We start from the raw sequence: 25,785 nt of genomic DNA, 5'->3' as shown, positions 1-25,785 counted from the left end.
CCTCAGCGCGGCGACCACTCGCCGCGCCGCACGCCCAGCGCCGTCACCAGCCCGTAGGCCGTGATGCCGAGCGCCACGCCGAGGAAATGGCCGTCGATGCCCATCCCCGCCACATTGGCGAGCAGCCAGCCGCCACCGGCCGCCAGCGCGATGCGGCACAGCCCGGCGGCGATGGGGCCGCGCATCCGCCCGGCGCCCAGCGAGGCGAAGTAGAGCGCCATGCCCAGCCCGAAGCCGCCGAAGGCCGGCCCCACCCAGGACAGCGCCCGCGCGGCAATCTCGCGGACTTCGACATCGTCGGTGAACAGCGACGCGAACGACATCGGCGCCAGTCCCACGGCGGCGCCCACGGCCCCCGCGATGACCAGTGCGATCAGCGCGCCCACCCACGCCGTGCGGCGCGCGGTATGCCAGTCCCCGGCGCCTACGGCACGGCCGACCAGCGCGGTCAGCGCCGAGCCCACGCCGAACGCGAGCGGAATCATCAGGAATTCCAGGCGCGCCGAAATGCCATACGCGGCCACCACCGAGGTGCCGTAGTGGCGCAGCTGCGCGGTGACGAGGATGGTCGTCAGGTTGGCCACCGAGGCCAGCGCGCACGCCACCAGCCCGACCGACAGGATGCGATGGAACAGCGCGCCCGAGGGCCGCACGCGCAGCGTCGGCACAAAGCCGGCGCCCCCGCGCATCACCACCCAGGCCATGGCGAGCGAGGCCGCCCAGGACACCGCCGCCAGCGCCGCGCCGATGCCGGCGAGACCCATGCCCATACGCTCGGCGAAATACCACGACAGCACCGGGAACACGATCCACATCACGCACAGCACGCGCGCGGCCAGCGCGTGGCGCCCGCCGCCGCGCAGCACCGAGGCCAGCGTGTTGGTCAGCCAGGCGGGAATCGCCCCCACGCCGAACAGCCAGATCGCGTAGGTCGCGGCGGCCTCGGCGGCGGTGGGGCCGGCCACCGCGCCGAACACGGCATGCGGGAAGCCGGCCAGCGCCACGGCGAAGGCCAGGCCGGCCACCACGGCGATGATCACCGCGTGCATGACCAGCGACGAGGCGTCCTCGCGCTTGCCGGCCCCGAGCGCGCGGGCGATGGCCGACACCACGCCGCCGCCCATCGCGCCGGCGGACATCTGCTGGAGCAGCAGCGCAAAGGGCAGTACCACGGCCCAGCCGGCCAGCGAGGCGGTGCCCTGGCGCGCGGCCAGCCAGGTTTCGATCAACTGCGCGCCGGCCTGGAGGAAGGCCACCAGGCTGGTCGGCGCGGCCAGCACGGCGATGCGGCGGGCGAGTTCGGAGGCGGGAACGGGGTCGGCAGGGGCCTGGGCGCTCGCGCCGAGGGTGAGGGCATCGGGCTTATTCATGGTCGATGGCCTCGGTGCCGGCGCCGGCTTCGACGCTGGCTTCCCCTTCGCCGAAGCGCGCGCGGATGTAGCGGCCCGCGCCGGGGCCGGGCCGCACGCGCAGGTCGTCCGCGGTGATCGTGCTGCCATCGGGCCGGGTCAGGCCGCCGGCGACGATCTCGCCGCCGTCGCGCTTGTCCTCGAAGATCGTCGGCGGCCCTTTCTCATCGGCCAGCCAGCGCTCCGCCCACTGCTTGAGCGACACGTACACGGGGAAGAAGTCGCGGCCCATCTGGGTCAGCGTATAGATATGGCGCGCGCCGCCGCCCGGCGCCGGTGACTTCTCCAGCAGGCCATGGCTGACCAGCGTCTTGAGCCGCGCGCTGAGAATGTTCGGCGCAATGCCGAGGTGCCGTTCGAATTCGTCGAAGCGCGTGCTGCCGTAGTAGGCCTCGCGCATCAGCAGGATCGCCCAGCGCTCGCCGAGCATCGCCATCGAGCGCGCCACGGGGCAGGGCATGTTGGAAAAATCGGTGGGGGCCATGTCTCCTCTTTTACTTTTGATCTGCAAGTTGAGGAGAGAATAGCTTGCAAATTGAAAGTTCGCCAGCCCGTTTTCTAGGAGGTGCGGAAGACGTCGAGCCCGGCCACCGCCTCCCGCAGGAACGAAATCAGCGCCCGCGTGGCCATCGACGGATGCGGATTCGGCGTGGTGATGATGTAGAGCCGATTGCCCAGCCCTTCGGGCTTCCAGTCTGGCAGCACCGGCACCAGTGAGCCGCGCCGCACATCCTCCCAGCCGGCGTAGACCGGCAGCAGGCTGATGCCATGGCCCTCGCGCACGGCCCGGATCAGGAAGGGAAAGTGTTCCGATTGCAGGTAGGGGGTGATCTCGACGCTACATCGTTCCGGCCCATTGCAGCTATCGCGGCCCAAGGTCAATGAGAATCGTCTGGTTGTGTAGGGCGGACAGAGAAATCGGCATGCGGCGAGATCGGCCGGCTCCCGCACGGGCGGCACCTGAGCGAGGTAGCCCGGCGAGGCGCACAACTGCCAGCGGATGGCGCAGACCTCGCGCGCCACGGTGTCCAGCGGCGGCTCGGAGGTCACGCGCAGTGCCACGTCGATCTCGGCGGCAATCAGGTCCGTCACGCGGTTGGCGAAGAACACGCGCAGCGAGATGCCCGGGTGCCGCTCGGCAAACTGCAGCAGCAGCGGGGCGATAAAGGCGTCCCCCAGCCCGGTGGGCACGCTGACCCGCACATGGCCGCGCAGGGTCTTGCCCAGGCTGTCGATCTCGGCCTGCGCCGCCGCCACCTCCTGCAGGATGCGCAGGCCGTGCTCGTAGAGGGACTGGCCCGAGTCCGTCATCTCCAGCCGCCGCGTGGTTCGCCGCAGCAGTTGCGTGCCGGCCTGATCCTCGAGCTGCCCGAGCTGCCGGCTGATCTGCGAGCGCGTGACGCCGCGCCGCCGGCCCGCCTCGGCGAGGTTGCCGGCTTCCACGATATCGACGAAGGCCTGAATCAGGTTGAGGTCCATGCGAGGTGTCTGAAAGATTGTAAAGTCTGGCGCAACATTGTGATTCCGAACTACCGGATTGTCGATCTCAGCGATGGGCTTTACGATGGACCGCTTGTCGAATGTTGAGATGGAGACCGCATGCCCGCAGACCTTTGGTTCGAATCGCTGCACCGACCCGGCACGGAGGTACTGGCACGCGGCACGCACCTCGCGGGCGGCTTGCGACGGCTGGGTTTGCAGGAGGGCGACGTGGTGGCCGTGCTGCTGCGCAACGACCCGGTCTTCGCCGATGTGATCTTTGCGTGTCGTACCGCCGGCACCTATTACTGCCCGATCAACTGGCACTTCACGGCCGAGGAAGTGCGCTTCCTGCTCGAAGACAGCGGCGCGCGCGTGCTGATCGCCCATGCGGACCTGCTGCCTGCCCTCAACGCGGTGATCCCCGCCGGGGTGGCCGTGCTGGCGGTGGGTGGCACGCATCCCGGCACCTCCGCTGATGCCATCGAATACGAACCCTGGCTTGCCAGCCAGACCCCGTACGACGGCCCGCGTGTGGCCCCGCGCGGCCATCTGGCCTACACCTCCGGCACCACCGGCCGCCCCAAGGGCGTGTTGCGCGAAGCCGTGCCGCTGGACCAACTCGACGACCAGCTCACCCGCATGCGCTCGGTGGTGGCCAAGGCCATCGGCGTGGTGCCCGGCTGCCGCGCGCTGATGTCCGCGCCGCTCTATCACAGCGCGCCGGGCGTGTTCATCCAGAACGCCCTGCAGATGGCCGAGCGGCTGGTGCTGACGCCGCGCTTCGACGCCGAGCAGGTGCTGGCGCTGGTGGAGGAACACCGCATCGACGTGCTCTACCTCGTGCCGATCATGTACGTGCGGCTGCTGAAGCTGCCGGCCGAGGTGCGCGCGCGCTACGACCTGTCGTCGATCCGCTTCGTGGCATCTACCGGCTCGCCGTGCTCGCCCGAGGTCAAGCGGGCGATGATCGAATGGTTCGGGCCGGTGATCCACGAGACCTATGCGTCGAGCGAGGCCGGCATGATTACCGTCGCCACGCCCGAGGACGCCGCGCAGCGGCCCGGCACGGCGGGCCGGCCTGTCGATGCCGCCAGCGTGCGCATCCTCGACGAAGCCGGCCAGCCGTGCGCGCCCGGCGAAACCGGCCTGGTCTACGTGCGCCAGCCGGCCTACCCGGACTTCACCTACCTGAACAACGACGCCGCGCGCCGGGCCATCGACCGAGAAGGCCGGGTCACGCTGGGCGACCTCGGCTACCTCGATGCCGATGGCTACCTGTTCATCTGCGACCGCGCCTCGGACATGGTGATCTCGGGCGGCGTGAACATCTACCCGGCCGAGATCGAGCATGAACTGGTGCGCTATCCGGGCGTGGCCGACTGCGTGGTGTTCGGCGTGCCGGACGACGAATACGGCGAGCGGCTCCACGGCGTGATCGAGCCGATGCCGGGCGCGGAGATCGTGCCGGCGGCCGTGATCGACTGGCTCAAGGCGCGGCTGTCGGGCTTCAAGGTGCCCCGGACGATCGAGATCACCGCGCGCCTGCCGCGCGACGAGACCGGCAAGCTGGCCAAGCGCCGGCTGCGCGACCAGCACTGGGCGGGGCGCCAGCGGCGGGTCTGAACCCCGGCCCGGCGCACCCGCCCTCTATATAAATACAAACAGGAGACAACCATGCATCGCACATTCGCCCAACTGGCGGCGGGGGCGTTCGGCCTTGCGCTGGCCATCGGCCACGCACCGGCGACCTTGGCGGCCTGGCCCGAGCGGCCGGTCAAGCTGGTGGTGCCCTACACCCCGGGCGGCTCCACGGACCAGTTCGGCCGGGCGCTGGCCGAAGGCATGGCGCGCGACCTGAAGCAGCCCGTGGTGGTGGAGAACCGCCCCGGCGCCAACACCATGGTGGGCACGCAGAGCGTGGCGCGCGCGCAGCCGGACGGCTACACCATGCTGATGGGGACCAGCGCGAGCATGGTGCTCAATCCCATGCTGTACAAGAAGACCGGCTATGACCCGAAGGACTTCAAGGTCATCGCCATCGGCATCGAGGTGCCGCTGGTAGTCGTCACCAACACGCAGGTGCCGGCGGCCAATATCCGGGACTTCGCGGCCTACGCCAAGGCGGCCGGCGGCAAGCTCAACTACTCGTCCGTGGGGCTCGGCAACCCGCTGCAGCTGGCCACCGAGATGCTGAAGTCCGAGCTGGGCATCGACATGACCCACGTGCCTTACAACGGCAGCGCGCCGGCGTTGTCGGCGCTGCTGGCCAATGACACCCAGTTGATGGTCGATGTGGTCAGCACCTCGCTGCCCCATATCAAGGCTGGCAAGCTCAAGGCGCTGGCCGTGACCAGCAACGCGCGACTGGACGTGCTGCCCAACGTGCCGACGGTGGCCGAAAGCGGCTATCCGGGCTTCCACGCCGCCACGTGGTTCGGGCTCGCCGTGCCGGCGCAGACCCCGCCCGAGGCCGTGGCCCGGCTCCAGGCCGCCGCCGCGCGCGTGCTGGTCGATCCGCAGTTCCGCAGCACCTTCGGCGCCTTGGGGCTGGTCGTGCAGGCGCCGCGCACGCAGGCTGAGATCGACCGCTACGTGGCCGCCGACCGCGACAACTGGGGCAAGGTCATCCGGGCCAACCACATCAGCCTGGACTGAGCCGACGGGGCGACCGGGGGCAGCTTGCGGGAGGGTGGGGGCGTATAGTACGGGGACGTTTCGATCCTCACCGCCCCCGCCATGACCGATTCCGCCGAGCCGCCAGATCCGTCCGCTTCGTCCGATTCGCCTGCATCGCCGCCTTCGTCCGCTTCGCCTCCCTCGTCAGATTCCCCGACGTCCCCCCCGCCCGCCGATTCCCGCGCCGCCGCCGAGACCGGCCGCCTGCGCGCGCTGCACCTGCAGGCCCGCCACGCGGCCCGGCGCAAGACCCGCCAGGTCAGCCGCATCTCGCGCACGTCGCTGCGCTACGGCGTGTTCATGTGCGGCGCCGGCTGCGTCGCGCTGTTCTCCATCGTCTTCGCCTATATCGCCGAACTGGCGTTGCGCTGGAACGCGCAGGTGACCACGGCCACGCCGTGGCTGGCGTTCGTGCTGCTGCCGTTCGGGCTGGCCGCGTTGCGCTGGCTGACCATCCGCTTCGCCCCGCAGGCGCGCGGCAGCGGCATTCCGCAGGTGATTGCCGCCGTCACGCTGCCGCCCGATGGGGTGGCGCAGGGCGTGCTGGTGTCGTTCCGCCAGTCGATGTGGAAGGTGCTGCTGACCACTGGCGCGCTGATGGCCGGCGCCTCGGTGGGCCGCGAGGGGCCCTCGGTGCAGGTCGGCGCGGCGGCGATGCTGGCCTGGGGCCGCTGGTGCCAGGACAAGTTCCGCTTCCGGATCGGCTTTCATCCCAATGCGTTGATCGCCGCCGGCGCGGCGGGCGGGCTGGCCGCCGCGTTCAATACGCCGCTGGCCGGTGTGGTGTTCGCCATCGAGGAACTCGGACGCGGTACCGCCGTGCGCTGGGACCGCCTGGTGCTGTCCGGCGTGCTGACGGCCGGGTTCCTGTCGCTGGCCGTGCTCGGCAACAACCCGTATTTCAACGTGAAGGTGCCGATGCTGGTGCTCCACGACGCCTGGGGCCCGGTGCTGCTCTGCGCCGTGGTCAACGGCGTGTTCGGCGGGCTGTTCGCCAAGGTGTTGATTGCGGGCGTGCCGGGGCTCACGCCGTCGCGCTGGCGCGCGTGGGTGGTCGACCATCCCATCTGGGTGGCATTCGGCTGCGGGCTGGTGGTGGCGGCGCTAGGCTGGGCCACGGCCGGCGCTACTTTCGGCACTGGCTACGAGCAGGCGTCCGCGCTGATCAATGGCGAATCCCACCACACGCTGTGGTTCGGGCTGGCCAAGCTGGGGGCCACGGTGGTGTCGTACTTCGCCGGCATTCCGGGCGGGATCTTCACGCCGGCGCTGGCCATCGGGGCGGGCATCGGGGAGACCGTGTCGCACTTCCTCTCGGGCATGACCGAGCCGCGCGTGCTGGCGCTGGTGTCGATGGCCGCCTTCCTGGCCGCCGCCACGCAGGCGCCGATCACCGCCAGCGTGATCGTCATGGAGATGACGCGGACGCAGGACCTGACGCTGTTCCTGCTGGCGTCGTCGCTGCTGGCGTCGTTCCTGTCGCGCCAGTTCAACCCGCATCCGTTCTATCACCACATGGGTCACGCGTTCCGGCGCGAGGCCATGGCGATCGGCCGCAAGGCCGCCCCGGGCTGACCTCCTGGCGGGCGCGTTTCCGCGGGGGTGTCTCAGTTTCGCATCGCCCCCCTTGGCCGTTGTGGCGTGGGGGCTGGCGATGGCATACCATGTGCCGCGCGCGGACCGGCAGCAGCAGACTTCCCGGCCGCGCTGTGTACCGGCGGCACACCGCGATGCGTCGGGAATCTTCTGAGGGGGAGCTGGAATGGGATCGCAACGACCGGCCGGCACGCGCCCGGCCACCAAGCCGACGACATCGACCGCCACACATCGTCCGATCGTGCAGGATCTGGGCGCCGACACGGCGATCTGGCACACGCGCGGGCTGCAAACCAATTCCCGCATGCGCACGCCGCTGGTCCAGCGCACGCCGTCGACGCAACTGCCGCCGAGCATCGTGCCGCGCCTGATGCTCTGGGCCGTGGTCATCGGCATCGCCCTGGTCGGCTGCCATTACCTGAAACAAGTGCTCTATTAAGTGCGTTATTAAGCGCTCTTGCGCGCCGTGGTAAGGTCGCGGCTGGAACCCCTGCCACGGGGTGGGCTCCAATGCGGAGCCGATTTCAGGAGTCAGTTTTGAGAGTTTCCCTCGCCGGGCTGGCCGCCGCCGCCCTGCTGGCGGCCACGGCCGCCCATGCCGCACCGAAGGCCGCCGCGTCGCAGCCTGCCGCCACCCCCGCCGCCCCCGCCGCTCCGTCCACATCCGCCACGCCGTCCGCCAATGACTTGCTGGCGCCGATGCTCCACGTGCTGGAGATCGGCAATCCGCTGCCCACACTGCCCGATTGCGCCGACCATCGCACCCCCGATGGCCGCGACGTGACCGCGTTCTGCGTGGAATTGCGCGGCGACGGCGTGATGCGCCAGGTGGGCGTGCCGCGCGACAAGCGTCCCGCGTTCATGGATGGTGCGCGCCTGGTGGCGTTCGTCGATGGCAACGCGCTGGTCGGCGTAATCGTGCCGACCGACGGCATCCGCTCGCAGGACGCCGCGGTCCAGTCGCTGACCGCGCGCTATGGCAAGCCGTTCCGGCAGGAACAGGAAGACATGAAGGACAAGGCCGGCAAGCCCGTGAAGGCGATCCACGCCGGCTGGATGCGTCGCCCGCTCACCGTGGAGCTGTACGCGATTCCCGAGAATCCGAACGAGGGCACCATCGAGCTGATGCTGCCGCAGGCGCGTGCGTTGATGGCGAACCGCGATGCCGAGGTGGACAAGGCGCTCGCCCCGCCGGCTTCGGCGCCGGGCGCCAAGAAGCCGGAAAAGTCCGAGAAGTCCGACAAGTCGAAGAAGGAACCGGCCAAGCCGGTGAACCCGGGTTCCTGGTGATTGGGGGGTGATAGGGTAGCGGGCGCCGGCCCTCTCCCCCGACCCCTCTCGCAAAGGGAGAGGGGAGGAACACCGCCGGTTTGCTCCCCTCGCCCGCTTGCGGGAGAGGGGCCGGGGGAGAGGGGCGGCGCATCCAATTCGCGCCGGCCTCCCCGGTGCCTACAGCCCTTCCATCACCTTATCCAGCCCCCGCACCAGCCCGCGCAGGCCGCGCACCTTGCGGATGGCCAGCAGCGCGCCGGACACATACGGCTTCGAGCCATCGCCCGCCTCGTGCTTGAGGTGCAGGCGCTGGCCGTCCGCGCCGAAGATCACTTCGACGCCCAACTGGTACCCGGGCAGCCGCACGGCATGGACCTGCGAGCCGGACATCGTCGCGCCGCGCGTTTCCTTCGGCCCGTTGACCTGATCCACCGGCACGACCTGCGTGGCGGCCTTGATCTCGCCGAGCCGGAAGGCCAGTTCGCGCACCGTGCCGGACGGCACATCGACCTTGCCCGCCTTGGCGTAGTCGATGATTTCCCAGTGGTCGAGGTGGCGCGCCGCCATCTCGGCGAACTTTTGCAACAGCACCACCGTGATCGCGAAATTGCCGCAGGCGAGCACGCCACGGTCGGCCTGCCGCGCGGCGGCGTCGATCTCGGCGTAGTCGTCGTCGGTCAGCCCGGACGTGCCCACCACCACGTGCGCGCCATGCGCCAGCGCCTGCAGGATGTTGTGCTTGGCGATGTTCGGCTTGGTGTACTCGACGTAGACATCGTAGGGCGTGGCGCCCAGCGCCTCGATGCTGGCGGCGGCCACGCCGGGGGTGTCCGCATGGCCGGTCACCTGCGCCAGCGGCTGCCCGGCGGCGCCGCGCGAGAGGCCGGCCACCAGCGTCATGTCCGGCGCGTGCGCCACGCCGCGCGCCAGTTCGCCGCCGGCCCAGCCGGTGACGCCGCCCACGGCAACGCGAATCCGATCGCTCATCGTCATCTCCTTAATGTTGGCCAAAGCGCCTGACCAAAGCGCCCAAGCATAGCGCGCTATCCGGCCGCGCGCCGGCGGTCGATCTTGCGCGCCAGCACGATCGACGTGGTGGTGTGATTCACCCCATCGAGCATGCCGATCTCGTCTAGCAGTTTGTCGAGGCGGGCGTGGGTATCGCAGCGGATCACGGCCATGTAGTCCACCGGGCCGCTGACCGAGTTCAGTTCCTCGATCTCCGGAAAGCGCTGCAGCGCCCGGACGACCGTGGGCGCGGCCTTCGGCTGCACGGACAGGCCGCAGAAGGCCAGGATCGCGTTGTCCTCCATCCGCCCGCCCAGCCGCACGCCAAAGCCGGCGATCACGCCGGACTTTTCAAGCCGGGCGATGCGCGCCACCACTGTGGTCCGGGCGATGCCCAGCACGCGGGCGAGATTGGCTGCGCTCTCGCGCGCGTTGCCCTGCAGCAGGGACAGCAGGTGCCGGTCGGTCTGGTCGAGGTCTGCCATGGTGTTCGCTCGGGGTGACGTTTCGTCAGGATGGATCGTCGATACGTCCGATTATGGGGCGTTTTCGTCGATCTTGCAGCTACAAAACGTGCGCGCCGCTGCCCATACTTCCCTCACGGATTCACGCATTTTTGACGGGGGAGCCATCATGCAACCATCCAACCTCGGTCCCGGCGCAGCACGGGACCTGACCCAGTCGCCCCGGCCGCTGTCGGTCGTCGTGCTCGGCGCCGGCAAGATCGGCCGTGTGATCGCGACGATGCTCGCCGACACCGGCGACTACCGCGTCTGTCTGGTCGACCATGACCCGCACCGGCTGGACGGCCTGCCGCGCCAGATCGCCGTGCGCGCCGGGGACCCGACCGAGCCCGGCACTTGCGCCGCCTTGCTGGCTGGCGCCGATGCCGTGCTCAACGCGCTGCCGTTCCACGCGGCCATCCACGTGGCCACCGTGGCCGCGCGGCTCGGCGTGCATTACTTCGATCTGACCGAGGACGTGGCGGCCACCCACGCCATCCGCCAACTGGCCCAAGGCGCGCGCTCGGTGCTGATGCCGCAGTGCGGCCTGGCGCCGGGATTTATCGGCGTGGTGGGCAATGATCTGGCGCGGCGCTTCCTGCGGGACGGCGGCGACCTGCTCGACCTGCGCATGCGCGTGGGCGCGCTGCCGCGCTACCCGAGCAACGCGCTCAAGTACAACCTCACCTGGAGCACGGAAGGGCTGATCAACGAGTACTGCAACCCGTGCGAAGCCATTGTCGATGGCCGCCGCGTGGAGTTGGCGGCGCTGGAGGGCCATGAATCCTTCGCGCTGGACGGCATCGAGTACGAAGCCTTTAATACCTCAGGGGGCCTGGGCACGCTGCCGGATACCCTGGCGGGCCGCGCGCGCCATGTCGATTACAAGTCGATCCGCTACCCGGGGCACTGCGCCCAGATGAAGCTGCTGCTGAACGACCTGCGGCTGCGCGAGCGCCGGAGCTGGCTGCGCGAGATCTTCGAGCACGCCATTCCGGTGACCGAGCAGGATGTGGTGATCGTGTTCGCGAGCGCCACGGGGCATCCCGGCGCCAAAGCCGGGCAGGGTGGCCATGGCGGACAGGGTGGGCGGGGGCCGCTGACGCAGGCGTCCTTCTCGGCGCGGATCGGCGGGATGGAGGATTTTGGCGGCATCGGGCACGTCAACGCCATCCAGCTCACCACGGCCGCCGGCATCTGCACGGCGCTGGACCTCGTGGCGACGGGCGTGCTGCCCCAGTCCGGCTTCGTGCCGCAGGAAGCCATGCCGCTCGATCGCTTCCTGGCCAACCGGTTCGGCCAGCATTACAGCCACCACCCGCTACAGGAGACGCTCGCATGAAAGCGCAGGACATAGCCGCATGCTGGCAGGCCATGGGCCTGCGCCAGCCTTGGGACGATTCGCATGGCGCGGGCGAGGCCCTTGCGCTGCGCTCGCCCGTCGATGGGGAAATCTTCGGCCACCTGCCGGCCTGCCCCGTGGCCGACGCCGATGCCCGCATCGCCCGCGCGCACGCGGCGCAGACCACCTGGGCGCTGACCCCGGCCCCGGCGCGTGGCGAGGTGGTGCGGCGCTTCGGCGAGGCGCTGCGCATGCACAAGGCCGCGCTGGGGCGGCTGGTGGCGCTGGAGTCCGGCAAGATCCTCCAGGAAGGACTCGGCGAAGTGCAGGAGATGATCGATATCTGCGACTTTGCCGTCGGACTCTCACGCCAGCTTCACGGGCTGACGATTGCCTCGGAGCGCCCCGCGCACGCGATGCGCGAGACCTGGCATCCGTTCGGGCTGTGCGGGGTGATTTCGGCGTTCAACTTCCCGGTGGCGGTGTGGGCGTGGAACGCGGCGCTGGCGCTGGTCTGCGGCAACGGCGTGGTCTGGAAGCCGTCGGAGAAGACGCCGCTGTGCGCGCTGGCCGCGCAGGCGCTGCTCGATCGGGTATTCGATGAGGCGGCGCCCCAGCACGCCGGCCTCTGCGTAGTGCTGCCGGGCGGGCGCACGCTCGGCGCGCAGCTCGTGCAGCATCCGGCCGTGCGGCTGATCAGCGCCACCGGTTCCACGCGCATGGGCCGCGAGGTGGGCATGGCCTGCGCCGGGCGGTTCAAGCGCACCATCCTCGAGTTGGGCGGCAACAACGCGGCCATCGTCGCGCCATCGGCCAACCTGGAACTGACCATCCGCGCGATGACCTTTTCGGCAGCCGGCACCGCCGGCCAGCGCTGCACCACGCTGCGACGCGCCTTTGTCCACGTCGACCTGATCGAGACCGTGACCAACCGGCTGCGCCAGGTCTACGCGCGGCTGCCGGTGGGTGATCCGCTGCAGGCGGGCACGCTGGTCGGCCCGCTGATCGACATGGCCGCCGGCGACACCATGGCCAACGCGCTGGCCGCCTGCCGCGCGCAGGGCAACGTCGTGCACGGCGGCGAACGGCTGCTGGCGGACCGCTATCCGCACGCCTGCTACGTGCGGCCCGCACTGGTGCTGACCGACACCCAGCACGACACCATGCTGACGGAGACCTTCGCGCCCATCCTCTACCTGATGCCGTACACCTCGCTCGACGAGGCCATCGCGCTGAACAACGCGGCGTCGCACGGGCTGTCGTCCTGCCTTTTCACCGAGTCCCTGCGTGAGGCCGAACTGTTCGTCTCGGCGGCGGGCAGCGACTGCGGCATCGCCAACGTGAACATCGGCACCAGCGGCGCCGAGATCGGCGGCGCCTTCGGCGGGGAGAAGGCCACCGGCGGCGGGCGCGAGTCCGGCTCCGATGCGTGGAAGGGCTACATGCGCCGGGCGACCAATACCATCAACTACGGCGATGCATTGCCGCTGGCACAGGGCATTCGCTTCGATCTGTAATACATCGTAATAATGCGAAGGATGAACCCGTAGCGACTCGTAACAATAGTTACGGGGTCTTGACGCTGTATTACCAAACCGCCCCGTATAACGTTCATGAGGGCAGGCACTGCCTGACACACTCAAGGACAACAACATGCGAGCGAAAGCGATAGGTGCGATGGGTTTGGTGGCGATTGGCGCGGCGATGCTGGGCGGCTGCGCTGTCTATCCGACGCCGTACGGCCCCGCCGTGGCCCCGGCTCCGGTGGCCGTGGCGCCTGCGCCGGTCTATGTCGGACCGCCCGCCGTGGTGGTGCGGCCCGCGCCGTATTACTACGGTGGTCGTGGCTACTACGGCGGCCGCCGTTACTATCGCGGCGGCTGGTAAATCGACGAGAGCTACGCAGCAGGTGACAACAAGCAGAAGCGGGCAGAGCCCTAGTTGCCGGCGTCGGCCGCAGCCGGGTTCAGCCCGCCCCAACTTGGCGTGAGCGACTGACCGATCTCTGGCAGATCGACGAGATCGAGCACGCGCCCGACCGTATGGTCGACCAGTTCCGCAATCGTCTGCGGCTTCTGGTAGAAGCCGGGCACCGGTGGGAACACGATCCCGCCCATCTCCGTGACCGCCGTCATATTGCGCAGGTGCGCCAGGTTCAGCGGCGTTTCACGCACCATCAGTACCAGCTTGCGCCGTTCCTTGAGCGTGACGTCCGCCGCGCGGGTGATCAGGTTGTCGGAGAGGCCATGGGCGATGGCGGCCAGCGTGCGCATCGAGCAGGGCGCCACGACCATCGCATGGGCGCGGAACGATCCGCTGGCGATGGTCGCGCCGATGTCGCGCACGTTGTGCACCACGCCTGCCAGCGACTCCACCTGGGCACGGCTGATATCGAGTTCGTGCTGGAGGTTCATCACGCCGGCGGGCGAGATCAGCAGATGGGTTTCCACCCCCGCCACGCCTTGCAGCACCTGCAGCAGCCGGACGCCATAGATGGCGCCCGTTGCGCCCGTGATGGCGACGATCAGCCGTTGCGGCACGGCGCCATCCGGTACGGGCATGATTACGACTTCAGCAGCGATTGCAGTTCGCCGTTCTGGTACATCTCCATCATGATGTCCGAGCCGCCGACGAACTCGCCGTTCACGTAGAGCTGCGGAATCGTGGGCCAGCTCGCATATTCCTTGATGCCCTGGCGGATGCCTTCGTCCTCGAGCACGTTGACCGTGGTCGGGGTGTCCACGCCGCAGGCCTTCAGGATCTGGATGGCACGGCCGGAGAAGCCGCACATCGGGAACTGCGCCGTGCCCTTCATGAACAGGACCACGGGGCTGCCCTTCACGATCTGGTCGATCTTCTGTTGTACGTCACTCATGGTGTGTAGCTTCCGGTTGCGCGCGGCGCCGTGTGGCGTCGCCAGTGTCTGGGGATGGGGATTTCCGCCGAAGCGGATGTCAGGTCGGAATTTTACCGGATTCGCCCGACCATCGCCCGCCGCTGCACCGCTCCTGCCCGGCGAGGTCGCGGGCGGTGGCCACCTCGGTAAATCCACCCGCCTCAAGCAGCGCCCGCGTGGCCGCGCCCTGGTCGTAGCCGTGCTCCATCAGCAGCCAGCCGCCGGGCAGCAGGCGATCCGCCGCGCCGGCCACGATGGTGGCCAGGTCGGACAGGCCGTCCTCGTGGTCGGTGAGGGCGTCGATCGGCTCGAAACGCAGGTCGCCCTCCACCAGATGCGGGTCGCCGGAGGCGATGTAGGGTGGATTGCTGACGATCAGGTGGAAGCGCAGGGTGTCCGGCACGGCTTCGTACCAGTCCGACACCAGGAAGTGGATGCCATGCGCCTCGAGCGCGCGGGCGTTGTCCTGGGCCACCATCAGCGCACCCGGCGAGATATCGGTCGCCCAGACCTCGGCGTCGGAGCGCTCGCGGGCAATCGTCACAGCCAGGATGCCGGAGCCGGTGCCGAGGTCCAGCACACGCGGCGCGTGCACATGGGCCACGCGCGCCAGCGACATTTCCACGGCTATCTCGGTATCAGGGCGCGGAATCAGCACATCGGGCGTCACGCGGAAAGTGCGGCCGAAGAATTCGCGCTCGCCCAGCAGGTAGGCCATCGGCTCACCGGCCAGCCGCCGCGCCATCAACGTGGAGAATGCATCACGTTGTGCTGCATTGAGATGGTCGGTATCACGCGTGATGAGTTGCGTACGCGTGAGGCCGGTCACGTGGGACAGCAGCATGCGGGCTTCGAGCGCCGGCAGGCCGGTCATCGCAGCCAGCGTCTGGGCTTCGCGCAGCGTGGGGGCGGGCGACAGGGCGCCCGACGGTGTGGAAGACATCGGAAATAGATGGCTGAAACTGGGAGAGCGGGTGCAAAAAACCCCGTCGGGGCCTGGCGCGACGGGGTTCTTTGCTGGCGCCACAAGGGCGCCCGGTATTAGCCGCTCAGTGTAAGCCGATTTGGCAACGCGCGGGCGCGCGAGCGGCGTGATTCCATATGGACCAATTACTTATTGACGGTTTCCTTGGCCTTGTCTGCCGTGGTGTTCACGGCATCGCGTGCGGCTTCCTTGGCGTTGGCCATGGCGTGGCCGGCATCGGTCTTGGCCTGTTCGGCGGCGGCCGAGACATCGGCGGCGGCACCGCTCGCGGCGGCCTTGGCGGCGTCCGCGGCGTTTGCTGCGGCGGCGGCGGCATCGCTGGCGGCGGCCTTGGCCGATTCGGCAGCGCTCTGCATGGCGGCGTCGGCGTTGGCGGCCGGGGCGTCTTCCTTCTTGCTGCAAGCCGCCATGGCGGCGGTGATCATCAACAGGGCGAGCAGTTTCTTCATGATTTCATCCTTGGTGTCTGTTTTGAGGAGTCGACTTCAGCCCAGACTTCGTATGCCACCAGGTGCGGAAAGTGACGCATGGGGGCGGTCTGGTCGAATCGATTATAGACACCGCGTTTTGGCGGGCCAGTGCTGTTTCAAGCATTTACCTCCGTTACAAACACTTGCCCACGGGTGATGAAATCATCACTGCGCGATGAAAATCAGCCCTCGTCGCCCAGCGCCGCAAGCTGGTCGGCCTGGTGTTCGGCGGAGAGCGAGGCGAGCAATTCGTCCAGGTCGCCGTCCATGATCATGTCGATCTTGTAGAGCGTGAGGTTGATGCGGTGGTCGGTCACGCGGCCCTGCGGGAAGTTGTAGGTGCGGATGCGGTCGCTGCGGTCGCCCGTGCCGATCAGGTTGCGCCGCGTGCTGGCTTCCTTGGCCTGCGCCGCGCGCAGCTGCATGTCCTTGATGCGCGCCGCCAGCACCTTCATCGCCTTGTCCTTGTTGCGATGCTGGCTGCGGTCGTCCTGGCACTCCACCACGATGCCGGTGGGCAGGTGGGTCAGCCGCACCGCCGAATCGGTCTTGTTCACGTGCTGGCCGCCCGCGCCGGACGCGCGGAAGGTATCGACGCGCAGGTCGGACGGGTTGATCTCCACCTCGCCCACCTCGTCCGCCTCCGGCATTACCGCCACGGTGCAGGCCGAGGTGTGGATGCGGCCCTGCGCCTCGGTGGCCGGCACGCGTTGCACGCGGTGCCCGCCCGACTCGAACTTCAGCTTCGAGAACGCCGCGTCGCCGGCAATCCGCACGATCACTTCCTTGTAGCCGCCCAGGTCCGACTCGGACTCGCTCATCACCTCCACCTGCCAGCGCTGCCGTTCCGCATAGCGCGTGTACATGCGGAGCAGGTCGGCGGCGAACAGCGCGCTTTCCTCGCCGCCGGCGCCGGCGCGGATTTCCAGCAGCAGGTTGCGGTCGTCGTTGGGATCCTTCGGCAGCAGCAGGGTCTGAAGGCTGGCGGCGAGGTCTTCCAGCCGCTGGCGCGCCGCGCCGATCTCGTCGGCGGCGAACTCCTTCATCTCGGGGTCGTCCAGCAACGCCTGCGCCGTGGCCAGATCCTCCTGCGCCTGCCGGTACTGGCCGTATTGCTCGGCCACCGGCGACAGCTCGGCATGCTCCCGCGAGAGCTTGCGGTACTGGTCGATGTTGGCCGTGGCGTCCTCGCGGGCAAGCAGGGCGTTGACTTCATCGAGTCGCTCGGCCAATTGGTCGAGCTTGTTGAGCATGCTGGCTTTCATGGGCATCCGAAAGGAAACTGGGGCGCGATGGGCGGGAGGTCTGCGCGGCGCCGTGGAGGGCGAACCGAGGGGCGCTGGCAGGGACGCCAGCGGGCCGGCGCGGCCGGCCGGGGACGAGCGCGGCTAGCGCTCGGAGTGGCTGCTGTGGCGGAACAGGCCCGGTACCAGGCGCAGCAGCGCCTCGCGGTCTTCGCCCTGGGTGTGGTTCAGCGCGTGGGTGGGGCCGTGCAGGAACTTGCGGGTCAGCGCGCCGGAGAGGGCTTCCAGCACGGCTTCGGGGTCGTCGCCACGCGCCAGCATGCGGCGCGCGCGTTCGAGTTCGGCCTGGCGCATGGCCTCGCCGTTGGACTGGATCTCGCGGATCACGGGCACCACGCTGCGCGTCTCCAGCCAGTGCATGAAGTTCTGCACGCGGCTTTCGATGATCGCCTCGGCCTGCGCCACGGCGGCCTGGCGCAGCGCGCTGCCCTCGCGCACCACGGCGCCGAGGTCATCCACGGTGTACAGGAACACGTCGTTCAGGCGCGCTACCTCGGGTTCCACGTCGCGCGGCACGGCCAGGTCGACCATCATGATCGGGCGATGCTTGCGGCGCTTGACCGCGCGCTCCACGGCGCCCAGGCCGATGATCGGCAGCGAACTCGCGGTGCAGGACACCACGATGTCGAACTCATGCAGCCGCTCGCCCAGATCCTGCAGGCGGATGGCCTGCGTGGTCAGGCCCTGTTCGGCCAGTTGCTCGGCCAGCCGCTCGCCACGCTCGACGGTGCGGTTGGCCACCACGATCTGGCGCGGCATCTGCGCGGCGAAGTGCGTGGCGCACAGCTCGATCATCTCGCCCGCGCCGATGAACAGCACGCGCTGGGTCGAAACACTTTCGAAAATCCGCTGCGCCAGCCGCACGGCGGCGGCAGCCATCGACACCGAATGGGCGCCGATCTCGGTCTGGCCGCGCACTTCCTTCGCCACGGCGAAGGTGCGCTGGAACAGCTGGTTCAGGTAGGTGCCAAGCGCGCCGGCCTCGCCAGCGGTGCGCACCGCGTCCTTGAGCTGGCCCAGGATCTGCGTTTCGCCGAGCACCATCGAGTCGAGTCCGCTGGCCACGCGGAACGCGTGACGCACGGCTTCGGACTGGGGCAGGGCATACAGATGGGGGGCCAGTTCGCCGGCCGGCACGTTGTGGTGCTGGGCCAGCCAGCGCAGCGTGTGCTCGAAGCCGTCCGCACCGGGCTGCAGCACATCGGTGGCGCAGTAGATCTCGGTACGGTTGCAGGTGGAGAGGATGGCGGCCTCGGTGCCGCTGCGGCCGGCCAGGTGGGTGCGCAGGGCGCCCAGGGCCGGTTTGATCTGCTCAAGCGGAAACGCCACACGCTCGCGGAGCGAGACGGGTGCCGTAGTGTGATTGATGCCGATCGCGAGCAGTTGCATTTGTGGGGTTCGTTGCCATCCGGATCGTAGCCGGAAGCGATGGCCATTATACCGCCGGGCCGCGATTTTGCAGGGCGAGGGGGCGTTTTGTTCCAAGTGCGCCAAAACGCCAGTATTGTTACGGCGCGGTCACGCGGTGCTGGCCGAATCCGGATCAAATAGGGGGTGCCGATGCTCGGCTTGGTGGTGGTGGGGGCGATCGTGGGCCTGGCGGGACGCCAGATGCACCCGGCCGGGCGAGTCGTGAGCCTGCCGGCCGCGCTGGTGCTGGGTGTGCTCGGCGCGCTGGGCGCCTTCTACGGCGGGCGCGCGGCCCACTTGTTTACCGACGGCCAGCTCTCGGGCTGGACCGCCGCGATCGTCGGCGCGGCGCTGCTGGTCGGCGTCTGGGGTGTGGCGCGCCCGCGACGGTAGGGCTGTCCGCCCCGCCGGCTGCCTAGGCTTGACCCCGCGCGGACAGGAAGCGCCGCAGGATCGCGCTCGAATAGTGGCTCGCCACGTCGCGCAAAAATGCCGAAAAGTCCACATGCGCGACATCGTCGGCCCGGTCCGATACGGTACGCATGACTGCATAGGGCACGCCGTACTCGTAGCAGATCTGGGCCAGCGCCGCGCCTTCCATCTCCACTGCCTGCACGCCCGGCAGGCGCTCCCGCAAGTCAGCCACGGCCGCCGGGGCGTTGATGAACTGGTCGCCGCTGGCCACCATGCCCACGTGCAGGCGCGGCGCGGCCACGCCGAAGCGGGCCAGCACGCCGTCCGGCACTTCGGTGGCGAGGTCGTGGCGCAGGAAATCGGCAGCCGCCGCGCGCAGCGCCGCCGTCAGTTCGGCATCGGCCGGAAACTCGGCGCGCGCCAGCAGCGGCACCTCGTGGCGCGGGAACAGCGGGCGGGCGTCCAGGTCGTGCTGGAGGGTGCGGTCCGCCACGACGATATCGCCCACGCGCACCTCGGGCCCCACGCCGCCCGCCAGCCCCGTGAACACGATCTCGTCGACGCCGAACTCGCGGATCAACGTGACCGTGGTGGCCGCCGCCGCCACCTTGCCCACGCGCGCGAGCACCAGCACCACGGACTGCCCGTGGAGCGTGCCGGCGTAGTAGTCCCGCATGCCGATGGTGCGCACGGTGGCGCGCGCGTCTTCGTGCCGCATGGCGGCGATCAGTCCATCGACTTCGTCGTGGAGCGCGGCAAGGATGCCGAGGGTCATGGCTGCCCGGATTGGATGAGAAAGGCGCCAGCATACCGGCGCCGGGAGCGCGGCGAAAGCGGGGCGCCGCGTTTTCAGAACCCTCTCATAGGCACGGGCAGGCCGCTTTGCTACAGTGCGCTTGCGTTCGCATTCCATCGTTTTCCATCGCATTCCAGCCCGGGAGAATTCCGTTGGAACCCCTTTCAGATCGACGCATGGCCCAGCAGGCGCTGGCCGACTGGCGCGCCCAGGATCGCCTTGGCGCGGAAAGCCTTGCGCCCGCGTGGGCCCGCACCTTGCCGGCGCGGGCCGACTGGCACCGCTGGCTCGAGCGGGCGCTGCTGGCGCTCGGCACCGCGCTGCTCTGCGCCGGCGTCATCGTCTTCTTCGCGTTCAACTGGGAGGCGCTGCACAAGTTCGCCAAGTTCGGGCTGCTGGCGGGCCTGCTGACCGGGCTTGCGGCGCTGGCGGCATGGCGGCCGGCCGGGGACGGCATCGGGCAGGCCGCGCTGGCCGGCGCGCAGGTGGTGTCGGGGGTCTGGATGGCCGTGATCGGCCAGACTTACCAGACCGGCGCCGATGCCTGGCAACTGTTCGCCCTGTGGACGCTGCTGGCCGTGCCATGGGCGCTGGCCGCGCGGGCGGCGCCGCACTGGTGGCTGGTGATCGTGGTCGGCAACGTGGCGCTGCTCCGTTATGGCAGTGTGCGGCTGGGCGTGGGCAGCATGTTCGACCTGCTGTTTTCGGGGCGCCATGCGCGCGAGACCACGCTGTTCCTGCTGCTGGCGTGTTGCATCCAACTGGTGATCTGGTACGTGCTGGCGGCCCGCGCGGCCCGCTGGGGTTTTCGGGGCGATGCCGGCCCGCGCCTGATCGCCGTGCTCGCCTGTGGATATGCGGCCTGGCTGGGCCTGACGAGCGTGCTGGTCCATCGCGTGGAGGCGGTGGGGCTAGTGGCCGGCGCGGTGGCGCTGGCCGGGCTCGGCGCCTGGTTCCGGCGGCGCGCGTCGTTCGACATCGTCGTGCTGAGCCTCGCGTGTCTCGCCGGCATCGGGCTGGTGGTGTCGGCGCTGGGGCGCCTGCTCGCCGAGGGCCATGGCGACTTCGGCATCTTCCTGCTGCTCGGGCTGGTCACGGTAGGGCTGGCTGCTGCGGCGGCGGCATGGTTGCTGCGGGCATGGCGTGACGCCAGCGGGAGGCCGGCATGAGCGCGCAAGCGGTGGAGCGAAAGCTCTGGGACGACCTCACAGCACAGGGCGTGGTCGAGGGAGAGTACGTGGCCACGCAGCGCACGCCGTGGCCCATTCGCCTGCTGATGGGCGCGGCGGGCTGGCTCGGCGCGCTGTTCTTCCAGGTATTCCTGCTCGGCTCGGTGTTCGCGGCAACGAGCGGCAACGGCCCGGCCATGCTGGTGACCGGGCTGCTGATGCTGGGCGGGGCCGTGCTGCTGTACCGGATGGCCGGCGAGGGCAGCGGGCGCATCGCGCTCGGCCAGTTCGCGTTGGCCCTGAGCCTGGGCGGGCAGGGCATGGCGATCTTCGGCACGGCCCAGATGCTCGGCGGCGAGTGGCTGGTGGACCGCGCGGCGTTCTGGCTCGCGGTGGCCGTGTTCGAGGTGGCGCTGTACGCCATCGTGCCGAACCGGCTCCATCGTTTCGTGGTGGCGCTCGGCGCGTGGACGGCGCTGGCGTTCGCGCTGAATATCGCGCTGGCCGGCGCCCGGCACTACGGCTGGGTCGTGCTGCCGTGGTCGCTCGGATGGCTGATGCCGCTGGCCTGCGCGGTGGTCACCGTCTTCGTGCTGAAAGAGCATTGGCTGGCGGCGCGCGGCGACCATGGGCGATGGGAGCCCGGCGCGGACGCCACGCTGGTCTTCGCGCTGGCGGCGGCGCTGCTGGTCACCGGGGCAAACCATCCGCTGGCTGGGGTTTTCGATGAACGTGGCGCACCGCGCCTGCTCGCGCCGTGGCTGGCCGGGGCGCTGATCGAGGCGGTGCTGCTGATGTTCGCGTTGTTCGAATGCCGGCGCCTGCATGTCGAGCCGCGCATCGGTGCGGCGGTGCTGGGTGTGACGCTGGCCTTCGCCACGCTGATGGTGATGGCGCCGGCAGTCGGTGCCGGCGTGCTGGCACTGGCGCTGGCCCTGCGGCGCGGGTCGCTGGCATGGCTCGGGCTCGGCATCGCGGCGGTCATCGCGGGCTTTGTCTGGTACTACGGCTCGCTCCAGTGGACGCTGCTGGCCAAGTCCGCCACGCTGGTGGCGGCCGGCGTGCTGCTGCTGGCGGTTCGGATCGTGATGCGACGGATGGAGGCGCGACCATGAAACGATGGATCGTGGTGGCATGGCTGCTGGTGATCGGCGTGGCCGGGGCGGTCATCGTCGGCAAGGAACGGGTGCTGTCGCATGGGGAGGTCGTCTACCTTCGGCTGGCACCCGTGGACCCGAGGTCCCTCATGCAGGGCGACTACATGGCGCTGAATTTCGCCCTCGGGCTGGAAATCGCCGCCGCCCAGGCCCGCGCCCAGTCCCCGCGCGAGCGGGAGACCGAAGTGGTGATCCGCCGCGACGCCGCCGGGGTCGGGCAACTGGTCCGGCTGCAGAACGGCCAGCCGCTGGCCGAGGGCGAGCGGCGCCTGCGCGTCCAGAACGTCCCCTCGCGCTGGGGCGGCCCGATCGTGCAGGTCTCCACCGACGCGTGGTTCTTTCAGGAAGGACAGGCGGAGCGGTTCGCCAAGGCCCGCTACGGCGAATTCCGGCTGGATAGCAGCGGTCAGGCGCTGCTGGTGGGCATGCGGGATGAACAGTTGAAGCCGTTGTAGCCGCGAGCGAGGGCTCGCGCTGCGCCCTAAAGCAAAAAACCCGGCATCTGCCGGGTTTTCTCGGGTTTGTTACGCCTGCCTCAGACGTTGAACAGGAAGTTCATCACGTCCCCGTCCTTCACCACATATTCCTTGCCTTCGGCGCGCATCTTGCCGGCTTCCTTCGCGCCCTGTTCGCCCTTGAACTGGATGAAGTCATCGTAGGCGATGGTTTGCGCGCGGATGAAGCCGCGTTCGAAGTCGGTGTGGATCACGCCGGCGGCCTTGGGGGCGGTGTCGCCCACGTGGATCGTCCAGGCGCGGACTTCCTTCACGCCTGCCGTGAAGTAAGTCTGCAGGCCCAGCAGCGTGAAGCCGGCGCGGATTACGCGGTCCAGGCCGGGTTCTTCCATGCCCAGGTCGGCAAGGAATTCGGCCTTGTCGGCGTCTTCCAGGTCGGCAATCTCGGCTTCGATGGCTGCGCAGACGGCCACGACCGGCGAATTGGTCAGCTTGGCGTGCTCGCGCACTGCGTCGAGGTGCGGATTGTTCTCAAAGCCGTCTTCGCGCACGTTGGCCACGTACATCGTCGGCTTGGCGGTGATCAGGCAGAACGGGCGGATGGCTTCCCATTCCTCGGGCGACAGGTCCAGCGTGCGCACGGCCTTGGCCTGATCGAGCACGGTTTGTGCCTTCTCCAGCACTGCCACGAGGCGCAGCGCTTCCTTGTCACCGGCGCGGGCGGGCTTGATATAGCGCGCGTGGGCCTTTTCCACCGTGGCCAGGTCGGCCAGCGCCAGTTCGGTGTTGATGACTTCGATGTCCGACAGCGGATCGACCTTGCCCGCCACGTGGATCACGTTCGGATCCTCGAAGCAGCGCACGACGTGCGTGATGGCGTCGGTTTCGCGGATATTGGCCAGGAACTGGTTGCCCAGGCCTTCGCCCTTGGACGCGCCCGCCACCAGGCCGGCGATATCGACGAATTCCACCGTCGCCGGCAGGATGCGCTCTGGCTTGACGATGTCAGCCAGCTTCGTAAGCCTCGGATCCGGCACTTCCACGACGCCCACATTGGGTTCGATGGTGCAGAACGGATAGTTTTCGGCGGCGATGCCGGCCTTGGTCAGGGCATTGAACAGCGTGGACTTGCCGACGTTGGGCAGGCCGACGATGCCGCATTTGAGGCTCATGGTGTCTGGCTGGAAATAGCAAAGGCTGTATTCTAGCGGATGGCCACCCTTGGCCAGCCTTTATCCCTCGGCGGGCGGCCCGCCACGGCTTGTGAGATGTCTCCGATGGCGCGCACGTCACGTCGCTATAATCGAGGCATGACCGGATCAGCCGCACCGGCGCGTCGCGCCGCCTCCCATTCCATGCCCTCGACTCCATCCTCCCGCTTTCAGATTGCCGTGGTCGGCGGCGGTATCGTCGGCAAGGCCTGCGCACTGCTGCTGGCCCAGCAGGGCATGCAGGTGGCCCTCGTCGCGCCGCGCCCCGTGGGCGAGACCGCGCGCACCGGGGAGGACGACTGGGACAGCCGCATCTACGCGTTCTCGTCCAGCTCGCAGCAGTTGCTGGAGCGGCTGCGCGTCTGGGAGGCCCTCGACCCGGCCCGTGTGCAGCCCGTGCGTGACATGCGCGTCTTCGGCGACGTCAGCGCCGCGGAGGCCAGCCCCTCGCCCCATGGCGATCTCCATTTCTCGGCTTACGCCGCCGCCGTGCCGCAACTGGCCTGGATCATCGAGTCGAGCCATGTGGAGCGCGTGCTGGACACCGCGCTACGCTTCCAGCACCAGGTGCAATGGTTCGATGAGGCGGCCGAAGGGCTCGATCGTGACGTTGACGGCGTGACCCTGACCCTCGCCAGCGGCGCCCGCGTGCGCGCCAACTGCGTGGTCGGCGCCGACGGCGCGCGCTCCTGGGTGCGCCAGCAATGCCATATCGGCACCAGCCAGCGGCGCTACCGCCAGCTTGGCGTGGTGGCGAACTTCGCCTGCGAACTGCCGCATCAGGAAACCGCATGGCAATGGTTCCTGGGCGCGCCCGAGAAGCTCATGGCCGACGAGGAACTCGCCAATGGCGAGATCGTCGCCATGCTGCCGCTGCCCGGCAACCGCGTGTCGATGGTCTGGTCCGCCGATGAAGCCCACGCGCAGGACCTCGTCGCGCTGTCCCCCGAGGCCCTCGCCGCCACCGTGGCCCAGGTGGCCAACGGGGCGGTCGGCGCCCGGTTCGGCGCACTGCGCTGCCTGACGCCGGCCAAGGGCTTCCCGCTGGTGCTCCAGCGTGCCGAGCAGTTCGTCCAGCCGCACGTGGCGCTGGTCGGCGATGCCGCGCATGTGGTCCATCCGCTGGCCGGGCAGGGCATGAATCTTGGTTTACGCGATGTGACGGAACTTGGGCGCGTGATGGCCGACAAAGAACCGTTCCGATCGGAAGGCGACTTGCGCCTGTTGCGCCGCTACGAGCGTGCACGCGCCACGGACCTGCTCTCCCTGACTGCCGCCACCGATGGCTTGCACCGGCTGTTTTCGCTGCCGGGCGCGCCCGCGCGGCTGATACGCAACGCCGGCATGCGCGCCGTGGGCGGCCAGGGGCTGCTCAAGCGCTTCCTGATCGGCCGCGCGCTGGGCTGAGCCGGCCAACCACTATTTAAAGATTCTGCCGACAAGGCACCCGAACCCTGGAGTCACCATGTTGCAACTGTTCCGCCGCCGTTCCGCCCGCATGGGCGCCCTTGCTGCCCTGGCCGGTGGCCTGGCCCTGGGCGGCTACGCCCTGCACGCGCTGGCCGCGGACGAGCCGGGCACGGACCGCATCAAGGCGTCCATCCAGAAGATGCTGGGCGGCCGCGCCGAGGTGAAGAGCGTGACCAAGGCGCCGGTACCGGGTTTGTATGAAGTCAACGTGGCTGGCCAGATCGTGTACACCGACCCCACCGGGCGCTACATCATCAATGGCGAGGTCATCGACACCAAGACCAACACCAACCTGACCGAGGAGCGTCTGGCCGAGCTGAACAAGATAAAGTGGTCCGATCTGCCGCTGGCGCGCGCCATCAAATGGACGAAGGGCGATGGCAGCCGCACCGTGGCGGTGTTCTCGGACCCGAACTGCGGCTACTGCAAGAAGATCGAACAGACCTTTCAGCAGATGGACAACATCACGGTCTACACCTTCCTCTACCCGGTGCTGTCGCCCGATTCGACGACCAAGGCCAAGCAGGTCTGGTGTGCAACAGACCGTACCAAGGTGTGGCGCGACTGGATGCTGAACCACGTGGCCATCACCGGCAACGGTAGCTGCAAGACGCCGGTGGACGAGAACCTGGCGCTGGGCCAGAGCCTGAATATCTCGGGCACGCCGGCAGTGTTCTTCACCGACGGCACGCGCATCCCGGGCGCGGCGGACATCGCCACGCTGGAGCGCAAGCTCGCCAGTCTCAAGAAGTAACGCGCG

The 25,785-nt window shown here is 69.0% G+C and carries 27 protein-coding genes; 14 read left to right on the top strand and 13 right to left on the bottom strand.

The genetic code is table 11. The features are described 5' to 3' along the window. Window positions 1-2: 2 nt before the first annotated feature. The 3 genes from AC1DFU_RS22810 to AC1DFU_RS22800 all read right to left on the bottom strand — a co-directional run bounded on the left by AC1DFU_RS22810 (window position 3) and on the right by AC1DFU_RS22800 (window position 2,888). On the bottom strand, window positions 3-1,370 hold the full coding sequence (locus tag AC1DFU_RS22810; protein ID WP_441593378.1) for an MATE family efflux transporter: 1,368 nt from the start codon (window positions 1,368-1,370) through the stop codon (window positions 3-5). Beyond that, a complete protein-coding gene (locus AC1DFU_RS22805) occupies window positions 1,363-1,893 on the bottom strand; it encodes a winged helix-turn-helix transcriptional regulator (protein ID WP_441593377.1) in 531 nt (176 codons plus the stop codon). The genes AC1DFU_RS22810 and AC1DFU_RS22805 overlap by 8 nt, the downstream gene beginning before the upstream one ends. Window positions 1,894-1,967: 74 nt before the next feature. Continuing rightward, complete coding sequence (locus AC1DFU_RS22800) at window positions 1,968-2,888, bottom strand: LysR family transcriptional regulator (protein WP_092299131.1); 921 nt, start codon at window positions 2,886-2,888, stop codon at window positions 1,968-1,970. A 120-nt stretch (window positions 2,889-3,008) separates the two neighbouring features. On the opposite strand from AC1DFU_RS22800, the gene AC1DFU_RS22795 reads away from it, so the two are divergent. The 5 genes from AC1DFU_RS22795 to AC1DFU_RS22775 all read left to right on the top strand — a co-directional run bounded on the left by AC1DFU_RS22795 (window position 3,009) and on the right by AC1DFU_RS22775 (window position 8,453). Further along, entirely contained in the window at window positions 3,009-4,514 is a 1,506-nt protein-coding gene (locus AC1DFU_RS22795) for an acyl-CoA synthetase (RefSeq protein ID WP_441593376.1), read from the top strand. Window positions 4,515-4,565: 51 nt separating this feature from the next. Continuing rightward, a complete protein-coding gene (locus AC1DFU_RS22790) occupies window positions 4,566-5,546 on the top strand; it encodes a Bug family tripartite tricarboxylate transporter substrate binding protein (protein WP_441593375.1) in 981 nt (326 codons plus the stop codon). Between the two features lie 81 nt (window positions 5,547-5,627). Beyond that, window positions 5,628-7,142 (top strand): chloride channel protein, encoded by a 1,515-nt coding sequence (locus AC1DFU_RS22785; RefSeq protein ID WP_477159813.1) that lies wholly within the window; start codon window positions 5,628-5,630, stop codon window positions 7,140-7,142. Between the two features lie 187 nt (window positions 7,143-7,329). Beyond that, the gene (locus AC1DFU_RS22780) at window positions 7,330-7,602 is read left to right on the top strand and encodes a hypothetical protein (RefSeq protein ID WP_092299119.1); all 273 of its coding nucleotides are present in this window, start codon (window positions 7,330-7,332) and stop codon (window positions 7,600-7,602) included. A gap of 98 nt (window positions 7,603-7,700) precedes the next feature. Then, entirely contained in the window at window positions 7,701-8,453 is a 753-nt protein-coding gene (locus tag AC1DFU_RS22775) for a hypothetical protein (RefSeq protein WP_092299116.1), read from the top strand. Window positions 8,454-8,612: 159 nt separating this feature from the next. On the opposite strand, the gene dapB is transcribed toward AC1DFU_RS22775, so the two are convergent. Then, complete coding sequence (gene dapB, locus AC1DFU_RS22770; RefSeq protein ID WP_441593373.1) at window positions 8,613-9,422, bottom strand: 4-hydroxy-tetrahydrodipicolinate reductase; 810 nt, start codon at window positions 9,420-9,422, stop codon at window positions 8,613-8,615. A 56-nt stretch (window positions 9,423-9,478) separates the two neighbouring features. Beyond that, window positions 9,479-9,928, bottom strand: a complete 450-nt coding sequence (locus AC1DFU_RS22765) for an Lrp/AsnC family transcriptional regulator (protein WP_092299110.1) — start codon at window positions 9,926-9,928, stop codon at window positions 9,479-9,481. 148 nt (window positions 9,929-10,076) lie between these two features. On the opposite strand from AC1DFU_RS22765, the gene AC1DFU_RS22760 reads away from it, so the two are divergent. The 3 genes from AC1DFU_RS22760 to AC1DFU_RS22750 all read left to right on the top strand — a co-directional run bounded on the left by AC1DFU_RS22760 (window position 10,077) and on the right by AC1DFU_RS22750 (window position 13,175). Next, a complete protein-coding gene (locus tag AC1DFU_RS22760; protein WP_441593372.1) occupies window positions 10,077-11,288 on the top strand; it encodes a saccharopine dehydrogenase family protein in 1,212 nt (403 codons plus the stop codon). Next, on the top strand, window positions 11,285-12,805 hold the full coding sequence (amaB, locus tag AC1DFU_RS22755; RefSeq protein WP_092299104.1) for an L-piperidine-6-carboxylate dehydrogenase: 1,521 nt from the start codon (window positions 11,285-11,287) through the stop codon (window positions 12,803-12,805). The genes AC1DFU_RS22760 and amaB overlap by 4 nt, the downstream gene beginning before the upstream one ends. Window positions 12,806-12,941: 136 nt before the next feature. Further along, the gene (locus AC1DFU_RS22750) at window positions 12,942-13,175 is read left to right on the top strand and encodes a hypothetical protein (protein ID WP_441593371.1); all 234 of its coding nucleotides are present in this window, start codon (window positions 12,942-12,944) and stop codon (window positions 13,173-13,175) included. A 50-nt stretch (window positions 13,176-13,225) separates the two neighbouring features. Here the strand turns inward: AC1DFU_RS22750 and AC1DFU_RS22745 are convergent, their stop codons facing one another. The 6 genes from AC1DFU_RS22745 to hemA form a co-directional block, all read right to left on the bottom strand. Further along, the gene (locus AC1DFU_RS22745) at window positions 13,226-13,849 is read right to left on the bottom strand and encodes a UbiX family flavin prenyltransferase (protein WP_092299097.1); all 624 of its coding nucleotides are present in this window, start codon (window positions 13,847-13,849) and stop codon (window positions 13,226-13,228) included. Window positions 13,850-13,851: 2 nt separating this feature from the next. Next, window positions 13,852-14,163: a Grx4 family monothiol glutaredoxin gene (grxD, locus tag AC1DFU_RS22740; RefSeq protein ID WP_092299094.1), complete on the bottom strand. Its 312-nt coding sequence runs from the start codon at window positions 14,161-14,163 to the stop codon at window positions 13,852-13,854. 79 nt (window positions 14,164-14,242) lie between these two features. Next, the gene (prmC, locus tag AC1DFU_RS22735) at window positions 14,243-15,127 is read right to left on the bottom strand and encodes a peptide chain release factor N(5)-glutamine methyltransferase (protein WP_092299091.1); all 885 of its coding nucleotides are present in this window, start codon (window positions 15,125-15,127) and stop codon (window positions 14,243-14,245) included. A gap of 167 nt (window positions 15,128-15,294) precedes the next feature. Further along, on the bottom strand, window positions 15,295-15,618 hold the full coding sequence (locus AC1DFU_RS22730) for a hypothetical protein (protein ID WP_092299088.1): 324 nt from the start codon (window positions 15,616-15,618) through the stop codon (window positions 15,295-15,297). A 203-nt stretch (window positions 15,619-15,821) separates the two neighbouring features. After that, window positions 15,822-16,904, bottom strand: coding sequence for a peptide chain release factor 1 (prfA, locus tag AC1DFU_RS22725; RefSeq protein WP_441593370.1), 1,083 nt, complete (start codon window positions 16,902-16,904; stop codon window positions 15,822-15,824). Between the two features lie 123 nt (window positions 16,905-17,027). Continuing rightward, entirely contained in the window at window positions 17,028-18,332 is a 1,305-nt protein-coding gene (gene hemA / locus AC1DFU_RS22720) for a glutamyl-tRNA reductase (RefSeq protein WP_092299082.1), read from the bottom strand. Between the two features lie 171 nt (window positions 18,333-18,503). Here hemA and AC1DFU_RS22715 point away from each other — a divergent pair, with 171 nt between their 5' ends. Further along, entirely contained in the window at window positions 18,504-18,746 is a 243-nt protein-coding gene (locus tag AC1DFU_RS22715) for a GlsB/YeaQ/YmgE family stress response membrane protein (protein ID WP_092299079.1), read from the top strand. A gap of 22 nt (window positions 18,747-18,768) precedes the next feature. Here AC1DFU_RS22715 and AC1DFU_RS22710 read toward each other — a convergent pair whose 3' ends face one another. After that, window positions 18,769-19,542: a 5'-methylthioadenosine/adenosylhomocysteine nucleosidase gene (locus tag AC1DFU_RS22710; protein ID WP_441593369.1), complete on the bottom strand. Its 774-nt coding sequence runs from the start codon at window positions 19,540-19,542 to the stop codon at window positions 18,769-18,771. Between the two features lie 173 nt (window positions 19,543-19,715). Here AC1DFU_RS22710 and AC1DFU_RS22705 point away from each other — a divergent pair, with 173 nt between their 5' ends. Genes AC1DFU_RS22705 through AC1DFU_RS22695 form a run of 3 tightly spaced genes read left to right on the top strand, consistent with a single transcriptional unit; the run spans window position 19,716 to window position 22,344 of the window. Further along, the gene (locus tag AC1DFU_RS22705; RefSeq protein ID WP_441593368.1) at window positions 19,716-20,732 is read left to right on the top strand and encodes a DUF2157 domain-containing protein; all 1,017 of its coding nucleotides are present in this window, start codon (window positions 19,716-19,718) and stop codon (window positions 20,730-20,732) included. Continuing rightward, window positions 20,729-21,847 (top strand): DUF4401 domain-containing protein, encoded by a 1,119-nt coding sequence (locus tag AC1DFU_RS22700; RefSeq protein ID WP_441593367.1) that lies wholly within the window; start codon window positions 20,729-20,731, stop codon window positions 21,845-21,847. Before AC1DFU_RS22705 ends, AC1DFU_RS22700 begins: the two co-directional genes overlap by 4 nt. Beyond that, window positions 21,844-22,344, top strand: a complete 501-nt coding sequence (locus AC1DFU_RS22695) for a GDYXXLXY domain-containing protein (RefSeq protein WP_092299067.1) — start codon at window positions 21,844-21,846, stop codon at window positions 22,342-22,344. Before AC1DFU_RS22700 ends, AC1DFU_RS22695 begins: the two co-directional genes overlap by 4 nt. 80 nt (window positions 22,345-22,424) lie before the next feature. On the opposite strand, the gene ychF is transcribed toward AC1DFU_RS22695, so the two are convergent. Beyond that, window positions 22,425-23,516, bottom strand: a complete 1,092-nt coding sequence (gene ychF / locus AC1DFU_RS22690; RefSeq protein ID WP_092299064.1) for a redox-regulated ATPase YchF — start codon at window positions 23,514-23,516, stop codon at window positions 22,425-22,427. 138 nt (window positions 23,517-23,654) lie between these two features. Here ychF and AC1DFU_RS22685 point away from each other — a divergent pair, with 138 nt between their 5' ends. Together AC1DFU_RS22685 and AC1DFU_RS22680 are read left to right on the top strand one after the other, a co-directional pair. After that, a complete protein-coding gene (locus AC1DFU_RS22685; RefSeq protein ID WP_441593366.1) occupies window positions 23,655-24,962 on the top strand; it encodes a UbiH/UbiF family hydroxylase in 1,308 nt (435 codons plus the stop codon). A gap of 58 nt (window positions 24,963-25,020) precedes the next feature. Further along, a complete protein-coding gene (locus tag AC1DFU_RS22680) occupies window positions 25,021-25,779 on the top strand; it encodes a DsbC family protein (RefSeq protein WP_092299058.1) in 759 nt (252 codons plus the stop codon). The last annotated feature ends 6 nt before the right edge of the window (window positions 25,780-25,785 follow it).

It is taken from the genome of Cupriavidus sp. 10L45 (assembly GCF_056395225.1).
This window is presented reverse-complemented; position numbering and strand designations above follow the sequence as displayed.